Source organism: Streptomyces sp. SLBN-8D4 (genome assembly GCF_049739545.1).
Taxonomy (GTDB): domain Bacteria; phylum Actinomycetota; class Actinomycetes; order Streptomycetales; family Streptomycetaceae; genus Streptomyces; species Streptomyces canus_C.
Genome location: NZ_JBMGQC010000001.1, coordinates 9,894,847 through 9,907,459, shown reverse-complemented (window position 1 = coordinate 9,907,459; position 12,613 = coordinate 9,894,847). Strand labels below are relative to the sequence as shown.

Annotated in this window: 7 protein-coding genes; 4 read left to right on the top strand and 3 right to left on the bottom strand. The window is 67.9% G+C overall.

Annotation, left to right across the window (positions count from 1 at the left end):
- Positions 1 to 109: 109 nt before the first annotated feature.
- Entirely contained in the window at positions 110 to 1,288 is a 1,179-nt protein-coding gene (locus RKD20_RS44985) for a DUF3500 domain-containing protein (protein WP_424882804.1), read from the bottom strand.
- On the bottom strand, positions 1,278 to 1,814 hold the full coding sequence (locus tag RKD20_RS44980; RefSeq protein WP_424883479.1) for a zinc-dependent alcohol dehydrogenase: 537 nt from the start codon (positions 1,812 to 1,814) through the stop codon (positions 1,278 to 1,280). Before RKD20_RS44980 ends, RKD20_RS44985 begins: the two co-directional genes overlap by 11 nt.
- A gap of 38 nt (positions 1,815 to 1,852) precedes the next feature.
- On the opposite strand from RKD20_RS44980, the gene RKD20_RS44975 reads away from it, so the two are divergent.
- The 4 genes from RKD20_RS44975 (at position 1,853) to RKD20_RS44960 (ending at position 9,973) form a co-directional block, all read left to right on the top strand.
- Positions 1,853 to 2,347 (top strand): dihydrodipicolinate synthase family protein, encoded by a 495-nt coding sequence (locus tag RKD20_RS44975; protein ID WP_424882803.1) that lies wholly within the window; start codon positions 1,853 to 1,855, stop codon positions 2,345 to 2,347.
- Positions 2,348 to 2,443: 96 nt separating this feature from the next.
- Positions 2,444 to 3,349, top strand: a complete 906-nt coding sequence (locus RKD20_RS44970) for a LysR family transcriptional regulator (RefSeq protein WP_424882802.1) — start codon at positions 2,444 to 2,446, stop codon at positions 3,347 to 3,349.
- A gap of 906 nt (positions 3,350 to 4,255) precedes the next feature.
- Positions 4,256 to 7,618, top strand: a complete 3,363-nt coding sequence (locus RKD20_RS44965; protein WP_424882801.1) for a discoidin domain-containing protein — start codon at positions 4,256 to 4,258, stop codon at positions 7,616 to 7,618.
- A gap of 291 nt (positions 7,619 to 7,909) precedes the next feature.
- Complete coding sequence (locus tag RKD20_RS44960; RefSeq protein WP_424882800.1) at positions 7,910 to 9,973, top strand: alpha-L-fucosidase; 2,064 nt, start codon at positions 7,910 to 7,912, stop codon at positions 9,971 to 9,973.
- Between the two features lie 103 nt (positions 9,974 to 10,076).
- Here RKD20_RS44960 and RKD20_RS44955 read toward each other — a convergent pair whose 3' ends face one another.
- Positions 10,077 to 12,377 (bottom strand): alpha-L-fucosidase, encoded by a 2,301-nt coding sequence (locus RKD20_RS44955; RefSeq protein ID WP_424882799.1) that lies wholly within the window; start codon positions 12,375 to 12,377, stop codon positions 10,077 to 10,079.
- Positions 12,378 to 12,613: the final 236 nt, after the last annotated feature.

Sequence of the window (12,613 nt, the reverse complement as noted above, 5' to 3'; positions counted from 1 at the left end):
GAGGCGTGGGCCGTGCGGAATCGTCCCGGGGTCCGCCGCCGCCCGCTTTCGAGTACGCCGCTCCTGGTGAATCACGGATCCAGGGCTTGCCGCGCTTCCCCGTGCGTGCTCACTCGTGTGCGATGTCTGTCCGGTGCTCCGCCAGTACGTCCAGTCCGAAGTCGGAGGTCAGGTCGCGCCACACCGAATGAGCGTGGTTCGCATGGCGTTGTGTGTTGTCGTACTCGATCAGGATGCGGGGATCCTGCACCCTGTAGTAGTGCGGCTCCCCCGCGTCCGTGCTGCCTGCCCAGCCGAAGTGGACCCCGTCGAGGACGGTGTCGGAGGCGTAGTGGGCGTCGTAGGCATCGGCCAGGAATTCGGGCGCCCGTCCGGTGTAGAGGGCGACGAGACGGCGCAACAGGTGCCGCTGCTCTTTGTTCAGGCCGCGCCCGCTGATGCCCCTGGGGGGAATCGTGATGGCCATGCGCGTGTGGTCGTCGGCGGTGTATCCGCTGCCCGCCTCCGCCCGGCGGTCGATGTCGTTGACGAGCCGGTCCAGGTCAGGATCGTCGAACCGGCCGCGCCACAGGTCTTGCATGTGCATCATCGTGTCACCGTGCTCGACGCGCGGCCGGTTGCCGGACACGATGTCCGACACGGCGGAGGGATGGAGCAGAGCTCGCCCGAACCGGCCCGCGTCGAGGCTGCGGGCCAGTTGGCGCGCAGTGTCCTCGGGGCCCTGGAGGGGACGCAGGGTGCCTCCGAGCAGCTCGGTCGTGGCCGGGTCGGCGCCGATGAAGCAGGGGGTCGTGGACATGAGCCGACCGGCGACGACGAGGTTGTTCAGGGAGATGTGGTGGCCGCCCAGTCGCCATGCCCAGATGCGGTCGCCGGGGCGGCCGAAGACCCTGAGCCAGTACAGGCCGGGGTCCCTCCCCCGCTGCCGGCCCCAGTGCACGGTCCACCCCTCCAACTGGTCCAGCGCGTTTTCCAGACCCATCACGGTGGTGACCGTGGCATAGCCCGCGACGGACAGGCCGGTGGCCACCAGTTGCATGGCCAGACTCTGCTGGCGGGCACTCTGGTCCCGGATGGCGAGCCCGCCGTGTTCCGTGGGGGTGTAGAACCAGCGCAGCCGCTCGGCCTCCGCATCCGGGTGGAGCGGGGAGTCGTAGGCCGCGAGAGGAAGTTGCCGGCCGTTCAGACTGCCCAGCCAGGCGGTGGCAGCCTCCGTCATGGCGGTCGCCGCCTTCTCCCGCCCGGCAGCCGGGATGTCGGGCACCGAGCCTGATCCGTCACCACGCATGGGCGGGCACCGGCTCCTCGGAGATGTCCAGCATGACCTTGATGGCGTTGCCCCGGCGCTCGGCGTACGTGTCGAATGCCTCGGAGACCTCGGCCAACCCGAAATGGTGGGTGACCAGTTCCGCGGTGCGCAGGCGGCCGCGGGCCGCGAGGCTCACCGCACGGGCCAGCGAACCGGCGCCTTCCCCGCGCACCGTCAGGATCGAGATGCCGTTCATCACGGCGTGGTTCAGCTCGGCCTGCACCGGCTGCTCGAAGAACCCGACAAGGACGACCTTCCCGGATCGCTTGGCCATGCGGAGGGCGTCGTCCACGGCGCTGGGGGCACCGGAGCATTCCAGAACGATGTCGGCGCCGATCCCGTCGGTCGCCTCACGGACCGCGGCGACGGCGTCCTCCTCACGGGAGTTGACGACGAGGTCCGCGCCGAAGGACTTGCCGATGGCCAGCCTGGCTTCCCGGGTGCCGACCAGGGCAATGGTCCTGGCCCCGAGTTCACGCGCGACCTGCGTCGCGAGCAGACCTATCGGGCCGGGGCCGCTACCCGCTCTCCTTCTCCGTCGTCATGTCTCCCGCCGTCATCGCCCGCATCGCCGGCGTCGCGCCCGGATGCGTGATGCTGAAGCACGAGGACTGGCCGGGACTGGAAAAGATCAGCGCACTACGGCAGCTGCAAGCCGAGGGAGCGATGCCCCGCCTGTCGATCCTGTGCGGAAACGGCGGCCTCTTCCTGGACTTCGAGACGGAGCGCGGAGCCGACGGCGCCATGACGGGCTACTGCGTGCCCGAACTCCTCGTCGACGTGGTGCGCCACACCGCCGCCGGCGACCGGGACGCCGCCCATGACGTCTTCGACGCCCACCTGCCCCTGCTGCGCTACGAACAGCAACCGGGCGTCGGCCTGGCGGTGCGCAAGTATGTGATGAAGCGGCGCGGAATCCTGGCTTCAGACACCCAGCGCAAGCCCGCAGCAGCGCTGTCTGCGCGTGCCCGCAGCGAGGTCGACTACCTGCTGACCCGACTGGCCCGCAAGGACGGCAGGGTCGTGGTCACAGCATGATCCTCGGTCAGCGCGGCCGCGCGGACCGGGTGTGCGCCGACCGTATCGGCACGCTGCATGGGCGACGCGCGACGCCCGCTCCAGTAGCTTGATCAGATGCAGCTACGTCAGCTGGAGTACTTCCTCGCGGTGTGGGAGGCGGGCTCCTTCAGCGGAGCGGCCGCGCGGCTCTACGTCACGCAGCCCTCGCTCTCCCAGCAGATCGGAGCCCTGGAGAAGGAGCTGGGCGCGGTTCTCCTGGAACGAGGCCGGCAGGGGGTGACACTGACCCCCGCCGGCCGGGTCTTCCTGCCGCGGGCGCAGGATGTCCTTCGTGTCGTCCAGGACGCCCGGGACTCGGTACGCGAGGTGGTCGAAGGGCGTAAAGGCGACGTCCATGTGCTGACCGTAAGGTCCGTCGCCTCGGGCATCCTGCCGCCCTCCGCAGCACGCTGGCACTCGACGTACCCCTCGACAGTGCTGCGCCTGCACGACTACTCACACCGCCGGGACCTCGAAGAGGCCATGCGCGGCGGACAGGGCGACATCGCGGTCGGCCCACGACCCCACCTGTGGGAGGGGCCCGTCCATTCCCTCGGGTACGAGGAGATGGTGGTCATCGGCTCCGCCGAACACCCGCCGGGCACATCGGCGAGCCCGTCCGAACTGGCCGCTGCCGACTGGGTGCGCTACGAACCGGAACAGGGCATGAGCGAAGTGGTGGACCGACTGGCGGGCCACCTCGGTCTCACTCCGCGCGCCGTGGCGCGCACCGGCCAGGTGTCGGCGGCGCTGCTGTTCGCGGTCGAGGGGATCGGTGTGGCGGTGGCACCGGAGAACGCGGTACCGCTGCGCTGGTCGCGCCATGCACGGCGGATCGGGACCGGCCACTTCCGGGAGCTGGTGGTGTTCAGCCGAAAGCTCCCTTCCCAGCTGGCGGAGCGCTACCGGGACATGCTCACTTCTCTGGAACTGCCACTCACCGCGGAACAGGATCTGCCCGAAGGAGCAATCCGCTTCTGACACCGCAGCCGTGGATGGCCGCAGGCGCACATCGCCTGTTGGGCCAGCCGTCGTCGCGCAGGCGCTCGAGTCCGCTGAGAAGAAGTCCGACGCCGAAGGGGAACTCGTCCTCGATCGGAACGGGCATTTCGGGCCAGGGTCGCAAACGCGTGCGCGGTCGGCCGCAGCGCCTGCTGCCAGGCCATCGCGTGGAGTTCGTCGGCGTTCAGTTCCACGGCGCCGGAAGCGCGGTCCGCGACTTGAGCCGTCAGCGTGCTGCCCGGTTTGCCGAAGTGCCGGTACAGCGCGGCCGTGCCCGAGCCCGGACGCTGGGCCGACGGCCGCATCGACAGAGCGTCGGCGCCCGCTCGCCCTCGATCAGCTGCTCCCGCGGAACGTCCCACCTCCTCAGCCGGCACCATAACAGCAACACCGTACCCGATATCAGAAGCATTGACGTGCTGTCGACATCGCCCCTGCCTGATTCACCGCCCTCACTGCCGCCCTTGGCTCACAGGCCGAGGGACTCACCCCAGCTGTCGACTGCGAACAGGCGACCGCAACGCAGTTCGGCGGACGGGCCTGCGGTCCGACCGTCTCCGATCCTGACGTCGACGACGTAGCCGAAGACGACCGGAAGACAGATCGAGCAGGCAGGTGCCCCCCCATGGGCTCCCGACTTGGGGAACTTGCCGATCATCGAGGAGGTCGTGCCGTCGCACGGCGGTCCCGCTTGTCCAGCTCGGCTCCTGAAAAGACGACCCCTGCACGGGCCTTGACACTGTCTCGCGCGGCGGCAAAGAATTCCCGCTGCAAACACCTTGATGAAACGATTCAAATCCGGCGTCCTCGTGAACGCCTCCCTTCCCCCGTCGTCGGGATGCCTCCCTTCCGCACCCCCACCGCACATCCACAGCAGGAGCCCGCATGTCCTCTGTATCGCGTCGGTCCGTCCTGCGCTCGGCCATAGCCGTGGCGCTCGCACCCACCCTCGGCTCGGCGCTTCTGCCGGGGCTCGCTCCTGCGGCGTCGGCCGCCGTCTCCTGGACCGCAAAGTGGATCTGGGCTCCGTCCAGCTCGACGAACCAGTGGGTGGCGTTCCGCAGATCGTTCACCCTGGGCTCCGCGCCGTCGAAGGCCGTGACGCAGATCGCGGCTGACTCCAAGTACTGGCTGTGGGTCAACGGCACGCTCGTCGTCTTCGACGGTCAGCTCAAGCGCGGTCCCAACCGGACCGGCACCTACTACGACGAGATCGACCTCGCCCCGTACCTGAGGAGCGGCAGCAACACGGTGGCGCTGCTGGTGTGGTATTTCGGCAAGCAGGGGTTCTCGCACAGCAGCAGCGGCAGCGGCGGTCTGCTGTTCCAGTCCGACATCACCACCGGTTCCACCACCACCCGGCTGGTCAGCGACACCAGCTGGAAGCACACCGTCCACCCGGGCTACTCCAACAACACCAGCGGCACCCAGGTCAACTTCCGCCTGCCCGAGTCGAACATCTACTACGACGCCCGCAGCGCCACCGCCATGACCGCCTGGGAGTCGGCCGGCTTCGACGACAGCGCGTGGAGTGCCCCCACCGATTTCGGAGCCGCGGGCGCCGCACCCTGGAACGATCTCGTCCAGCGGCCGGTCCCGCAGTTCCGGTACTCAGGCCTGAAGTCCTACGGCAACGCGGCGTCTCTGCCGGCCACGGGACAGGGCGCCACCGCCATCACGGCCACCTTGCCCTCGAACCTCCAGGTCACGCCCTACCTGAAGGTGGACGCCCCGGCCGGCGCGGTGATCGGCGTGCAGACCGACCACTACGCGGACGGCGACGGCCTGACCGGCCTCACACCCGGGGCGGAGAACAACATCCGCGCCACCTACGTCTGTGCGGGCGGAGTCCAGGAGTTCGAAGCGCTGGCCTGGATGAGCGGCACGGCGGTGAAGTACACGATCCCCGCGGGCGTCACCATCCTGGACCTGAAGTACCGGGAGTCCGGCTACGACACCGACTTCGCCGGATCGTTCAGCAGCAGCGAGGCCTTCTTCGACACCCTGTGGGGCAAGGCGGCGCGCACGATGTACGTCAACATGCGCGACAACTACATGGACTGCCCCACCCGCGAGCGCGCCCAGTGGTGGGGTGACGTGGTCAACCAGCTCAAAGAAGGCTTCTACACCTTCGACACCCGCTCCCATGCCCTGGGCGCCAAGGCCATCGCCCAGCTGGCCGCCTGGCAGAAGCCCAGCGGCGTGCTCTACGCGCCGGTCCCGTCCACCATCTGGACCGCCGAACTGCCCGTCCAGATGCTCGCCTCGGTGTGGGCCTTCGGTACGTACCACCTCTACACGGGCAACTCCGCCGCCGTCTCCAGCACCTACCCCGCGGTGAAGGCCTACCTGAACCTGTGGAGCCTTGACTCGGCCGGGCTGGTCAGCCACCGTGTCGGGGACTGGGACTGGGAGGACTGGGGCACCAACATCGACGCCCGCGTCCTGGACAACTGCTGGTACTACCTGGCCCTCGACACGGCCATCACGCTCGCCGGTCTCAGCGGCAACAGCGGCGACGTCGCCGGATGGCAGGCCAAGCGCGACAGCATCAAGGCCAACTTCGACCGCGTGCTGTGGGACACCTCCAAGAACGAGTACCGCTCACCCGGCTACACCAAGGACACCGACGACCGAGCCAACGGCCTCGCTGTCGTCGCCGGCCTCGCGCCCACCTCCCGCTACCGGGCGATCACCGAGGTGCTGCGCACCCACCTCAACGCCAGCCCCTACATGGAGTTCTACGTCCTTGAGGCGCTCTATCTGATGGGAGCGGCCACCGTCGCCGAGGAGCGGATGCGCAACCGCTATGCCGCCCAGGTCGCCGACCCCACCTGCTACACCCTGTGGGAGATATGGGACAAGTCGGGTGGAACCGACAATCATGCCTGGAACGGCGGCCCCCTGTACGTCATGTCCGCTTACGCGGCCGGCGTGCGCCCCACCAAGCCCGGCTGGACCACGTACGACGTCGTCCCGCAGACCGGCACCCTCACGAAGATCAACACGGTCACGCCGACCGTCAAGGGCGACATCCGCTTCGGCATCATCCGCGACGCCTCCCAGGTCACCCTGACCCTCACCTCCCCGAGCGCAACGACCGCGAGGGTGGGTGTTCCGACGTACGGCGGCTCCTCACCGGTCATCAAGGCCAACGGAACCACCGTCTTCACGGGCGGCGCCGCAACCGGCAGCGTCTCCGGCCTCAGCTACGCGAGCAAGGACGCCTCGTACGTCTACTTCACTCTCCAGCCGGGCAGCTGGACGTTCACGGTCACCGGCGCCGGCCGCCTGGACAACCTCGCCCTAGGCCGACCGGTCACCAGCAACAGCAGCCTGGAGAACAGCGACTGGGGCAAGAACCGGCTCACCGACGGCAAGCTCACCAGCGTGAGCGGCGCCAAGGGCTACACCAGCATCGACTTCCCCTCCCCCGACGTCAGCGCCAACCCCGTCTGGGTGGAGATCGACCTCGGCGCCGATACCGACCTCGACGCCGTACGGCTCTTCCCGCGTACCGACACCCCGGCGGTCGGCGGCGGCACGGCGGGCTTCCCCGTCGACTTCACGATCCAGACCCGCCCCGACGGGTCGAGCACCTACACCACCGCCCGCACCATCACCGCCGAACCCAACCCGGGCGGGCTCGTGCAGACGTACGGCTTCAAGACCACGACCGCCCGGTACGTACGCCTGCAGGCCACCAAGCTCGGCACGCCTCCCGTCGACGAGACCACCAAGTACCGCCTCCAACTCGCCGAACTCACCGTCCCCACCGCCGCGACCACCGTCGCCGCCAACTACACGCTGGAGAACGGCGACTGGGGCAAGACCCGGCTCCTCGACGGCACCCTCACCAGCGTGACCGGCGCCAGGGGCTTCACCAGCATCGACTTCCCCGCCGCCGACGTCAGCGCCACGCCCGTGTGGACCGAGATCGACCTCGGCGCGGACCGGACCATCGGCTCCGTCACCCTCCACCCCCGCACGGACGCCACCGCTGCCGGGGGCGGCACACCGGGCTTCCCTGTCGACTTCACGATCCAGACCCGCCCCGACGGGTCGAGCACCTACACCACCGCCCGCACCATCACCGCCGAACCGAACCCGGGCGGAAGCGCTCAGACCTACACCCTCACTGCCGCAACAGGCCGCTATCTGCGCCTCACCGCCACGAAGCTCGGCAAGCCCGCCTCTGACGAGAGCACCAGGTACCGCCTTCAGCTCGCCGAGATCCGTATCAAGTAGCAGCCCATGCCTTACGGGGGCGGTGCCGGTCGTGCAGTACGACCCCACCGCCCCTGCAGTCGCACATAGATCCGAGCTCTTGCGGAAGATCAGGTCACGGTCGGGCCGGACAGGCTGGCGGGGTTTCGCTCATGTAGGGGTTTAAGCAGGGTAGTTGATTAATCCTTGCTTCAACCCTGGACGTCACAGTCGACTAGCGTCTATAAATTCATCCGATGTACCCACGGCTCGGGCGTCCTTCACGAGCCCCGCCCCGAACAGCGCACCTTGACGATCGAGGAGAGCCGCCCCATGTCCTCTGCACACCTCAGCAGACGTTCCCTGATCAAGGCTGCCGCTCTTGCCGGAGGCGTCGTGGCCTTCGGGCTGCCGCAAGCGCTGCTGCCTGCCACCGCCGAGGCTTACACCGTCCCCTCCAAGATGGACTGGTGGTACCAGGCCCGGTTCGGGATGTTCATCCACTTCGGGTCCTACTCCTACCTCGGCCACGGTGAATGGGCGTTCTCCAGCGAGAACTGGGCCAAGGCCAACTACCAGACCCAGGTGTCCGCGAACTTCAACCCCACCGCGTTCAACGCGGCGACCATCGCCCAACTGGCGGCGGACGCCGGCATGAAGTACCTGGTGATCACCGCCAAGCACCATGAGGGCTTCGCGATGTGGGACTCCAACGTCCCCAGCTTCACCGACACCACCGGCACCAAGCTGTACAACCTGCACGACTACGCCGGTGTCCAGGGTGATCTGCTGGCTGCGCTCAAGACCGAGTGCGAGGCGCGAGGCGTCAAGTTCGGGCTCTACTACTCGATCCTGGACTGGAACCACCCCTCCCAGACGATCCGAAGCGGCGGTGTCACCACGATGGCCTCGCAGGCCGCCCGCACGGGTTACATCGCGGACATGAAGGCCCAACTGCAGGAGCTGCTCGACCGCTACGACCCGGCGCTGCTGTGGTTCGACGGCGACTGGTTCGGCGAACCCTCAAGCCCCACCCTCCAGGACTGGTGGCTCCGGTCGGACGGTGTCGACCTCTATAACTGGTTGATCGCCCGCAAGCCCGGACTCGTCGTCAACGAACGGGTCAAGCGGGACCTCGGTCTGGGCGACTACGCGGTCGCGGAATTCGGTGTCCCCAATGCGCCGCTGGACCGACAGTGGGAAAGATGCGACACCATGAACGGCGCCTGGGGTTACAACGCGGGCCAGGAGAACTCCTACCAGCCCGTCAAGAACTTCGTTCAGGAGCTCGTCACCTGCGTCTCGCGGGACGGCAACTTCCTGCTGAACATCGGCCCCAAGGGCGACGGCTCGGTCACCACCGGGTCCGTGACCATTCTTCGCGGCCTGGCCTCCTGGATGACGACGTACGGCGACAGCGTGCACGGAGCCACGGCAAGCCCGTTCGGCACCGACCCCACCTGGGGAAGGGCCACGAAGAAGGACGGCAAGCTGTTCGCGCACGTCTTCACCTGGCCCACGGGCGGCGTGCTGCAGATCCCGGCGATCAACAACACGATCAGCCGCGTCTACCTGATGAACAACCCCTCGGCCTCGCTCGCCTACACCGTCAGCGGCGGCCAGATCAACGTCACTGTTCCGGCCACCGCCCCGGACGCCAATGACTCGGTGGTCTGTGTCGAGGTCAGCGGTGTCCCCGCGTCCGCCGGCACGGCTCGGGTGACGGTGTTCAAGGACGTGGGTTACGCCTCGACGAACGCCGTCCTGACGCTGGGCACCTACACCTCCTCCCAGTTGTCGGCCGCGGGGGTGGGGCCCGCGGCCATCTCCTCGCTGAGGGTGCCCCAGGGATACCAGGTGACGGGCTACTCCGGTGACAACTTCAGCGGCACGGCCTGGACCTTCACGGCGGACAATGCCGATCTGCGGGTGACCGGCAACAACGACGCGATCGTCTCGCTGAAGGTCGCCTTCAATCCGGCCTCGTACTTCCGGCTGATCAACGTCACGGACGGTCTGGCCCTGGACAGCGGCGGCAACGTCGCCGCCGGCTCGAACCTCAAGCAGTGGACGCCGGTCGACAGCCCCAACCTCCAGTGGCAGGCCGTCGACCTCGGCAACGGCTACTACAAGCTGGTCAACCGCACCAACGGCATGGTCGCCGACGGCTGGGGCTCCACCAACAACGGCGCTCCCGCCCAGCAAGCGTCCTGGAACAGCGGCCCCAACCAGCAATGGCAGATCACCGACCGCGGCAACGGCCAGTACTCGATCGCCAACCGCTCCACCGGACTCGCCCTCGACGGCGGCGGAGGGGTCCCCTCCGGATCCGTGACCAAGCAGTGGACGTGGGTGAACAGCACCAACCTGCTGTGGACTTTCCAGCCCATCTCCTGACCCTCGTGGCGGGCGAGTTCGGCCCACACGCGAACCTTCGTCCACTCGGTGAAGCGACGTGGGAGGGGCCGGGCCGCCGTGCGGCCCGGCCCACTACCGCCGTTCAGAGGGCGACGATTTGCCAGTCCTGGTTGGGGCCGTCGGTGGTGGGCCACTGGATCACGTAGGCGGCGTCGTTGGTCGAGGCGTCCTTGACGTCGGCGCACCAGCCGTTGTGGACGTTGACGAGCCGGTAGTAGCCGCTGGTCTTGGAGGGGGCCAGCTTCCACCACTGGTTGTCGCCGCCGTCGTCGGTCCCCTGGTCGAGGATCGCACCCTGGGTGGAGGAGTCGGGGCTTTCGAGGACCTTGCCGCTCTTGACGCTGACCAGCCGGTAGGAGCCGTCCGCGTTCGGCAGCAGCTTCCACTGCTGGTTGGGGCCGCCGGTCCAGGGATACTGGATGACGTAGGCGCCGTCGCTGGTCGAGGCGTCCTTGACGTCCAGCACCTTGCCGCTGTTGCGGTTGACCAACTTGAAGGTGCCCAGGTCCGCGGCGAAGGGTCGGTCGTAGACCTCCAGATTGCGGATGGAGGCCCACACGCCGGACGGCAGCCCGGTGACCGTGACGCGCACGTACCGCGCCTGCGCCCGGAACTGGGCGACCTGCACCTGGCCGGCGCTGGTCGTGGCGGTACGGTCGGCGAGGACGGTCCAGGTGGTGTTGTCGGTCGAACCCTCCACCTTGTACTGGTAGTTGGTCTTGTCCAGCTCCCAGGCGATGCGGGTGCCGGTGACGGAGCGGGTGGAGCCGAGGTCGACCTTCAGCCAGTGGCCGGTGTTGCCGTTGTTCGCGCACCAGCGGGTGGCAGTGGACCCGTCGACGGCCTTGGCGGCGGAGTTGCCCTTGGAGGTCTCCTCGCTGTCGGCGGTGGCGGTCTTGCCGACGGCGATGTCGACCGGCTGAACGGACCGGTCCAGGGTGACGCCGACGACGCTGTCCTGAGGGTGGGTGGTGCGGTCCATACCGCTGATGGCGACCCGGCCGTCCCCACCGACCGTGTACGACAGGCCGGCTCCGGAGCGTACGTCGAAGACACGGGTGACCTGGGCGTCCCCGATCGACGGGGTGGTGAAGGCGGTGCCGCCGTAGCCGGGCAGGAGGTGGATGTAGAAGGTGTTGTCCTTGCAGGTGAAGCCGTACTGGCCGTCGACGGGGTTCCACGGGCCGCCGCGGGTTCCGTAGACGGACTGGCCGCAGGCGGTCATGAAGGCGCCGATCTGGCGCAGCAGGCTCGCCTGACCGGAGGACACGGTGCCGTGCCGGTCCGGGCCGACGTTGACCATCGCGGTCATGTTCCGCACCCAGCAGTTGACCAGGATGTTCACGGCGGTGCCGTAACTCATCACCTTGCCGTCGGAGTTGTAGCCCCAGGAACTGCCGACGGTGAAGACCTTCTCGACGAGGTTGCCGGTCCGGATCGCCCCGGTGGGCACCCCTGGGCCCTCGTCGTTGAGGTAGTCGCCCATCCAGCCGGACCGCAGGTTGGCGACGATGTCGGGCTGGTGCTTGCGCACCATGCCCATCAGCCCCAGCGGCTTGCCGCTGGTGTCCGTCTCGCCGTAGGCGGCGTCCACCGGCCACTGGTTCGCGGTGTCCCGGTACTGGCCGGGCTCCCAGAAGAACGCCGCGTCGGCGTCACTGCCCTTCTCCGCCAGCCAGCCGCCGTCCCACCACAGATCGTCGATGACGCCGTACTGGGTGACCAGCTCCTTGATGGACTCGTACACCTCGGTCTTCATGATCCGCGCGTTCTCCTTGTGCGCGGGATCGGTGGTGTAGTTCCACGGGTTGGTTGCGCAGTCGGTGCCGGTGACGTCGTAGTAGCCGGGGTAACGCCAGTTGATCGGCGAGTAGTACAGGCCCACCTTCAGCCCGGCCGCCCGCACCGCCGACACGTAGTCCTTCACGAAGTCCCGGCTGAGCGGGGCCTGTCCGGCGTTCCAGCTGTTGGGGTGGTTCACCGGCCACAGCGCGAACCCGTCGTGGTGACGCGTCGTCAGCGTGACGTACTTCGCCCCGAAGTCCTTGGCCAACTGGGCCCACGCGGCAGGGTCGTAGGCATCAGCGGTGAACTGCTCGCTGGTGGCGTCGGTGACGTATTTGCGGTAGTCGGAAGGTGTGACGGGGGCGTTATGCATCCACCACTCCCCCTTGGCAGGGCCCGCGTACACACCCCAGTGGATGAACATGCCCAGCTTGGCGTCCTGCAGCCACTGGATCTTGGAATCGGGTTGCTGCTCAAGGCCCATGTCGGTCTGCGGGATGCGCAGGGGCGGGAGCGGCAGGGGGTCGGCCGTCACGGCGTACGCGGGTGCCGCCACCATGACGGAGCCGACCGTGGCTGCCACCGTCATGGCTGCCATGCCGGTGAGAACCGATCTGCGCGAGATGGATTCCGGCAACGTGGTTCCTCCTGTTTGATTGTCAGAAATGAGCGCGTCTTCTGGACAGGCGACAGCCCGGGTCGACACATGGGTCCGCGAGCCCCTGAGCATCCCGGTGTCGTCCCGCTACATCCGGATACATTGGATGGATTAACAACCAGACGAGCCGCTTCTGTCTAGTACTGTGCCGCAGTTTCTCGCAAGGACGTTGCGAT

What these genes read in the sequence shown, in the direction of transcription:
- RKD20_RS44985 (WP_424882804.1), bottom strand. Translation starts at nt 1,288, where the DNA reads ATGCGTGGTGACGGATCAGGCTCGGTGCCCGACATCCCGGCTGCCGGG.
- RKD20_RS44975 (WP_424882803.1), top strand. Translation starts at nt 1,853, where the DNA reads ATGTCTCCCGCCGTCATCGCCCGCATCGCCGGCGTCGCGCCCGGATGC.
- RKD20_RS44970 (WP_424882802.1), top strand. Translation starts at nt 2,444, where the DNA reads ATGCAGCTACGTCAGCTGGAGTACTTCCTCGCGGTGTGGGAGGCGGGC.
- RKD20_RS44965 (WP_424882801.1), top strand. Translation starts at nt 4,256, where the DNA reads ATGTCCTCTGTATCGCGTCGGTCCGTCCTGCGCTCGGCCATAGCCGTG.
- RKD20_RS44960 (WP_424882800.1), top strand. Translation starts at nt 7,910, where the DNA reads ATGTCCTCTGCACACCTCAGCAGACGTTCCCTGATCAAGGCTGCCGCT.
- RKD20_RS44955 (WP_424882799.1), bottom strand. Translation starts at nt 12,377, where the DNA reads ATGGCAGCCATGACGGTGGCAGCCACGGTCGGCTCCGTCATGGTGGCG.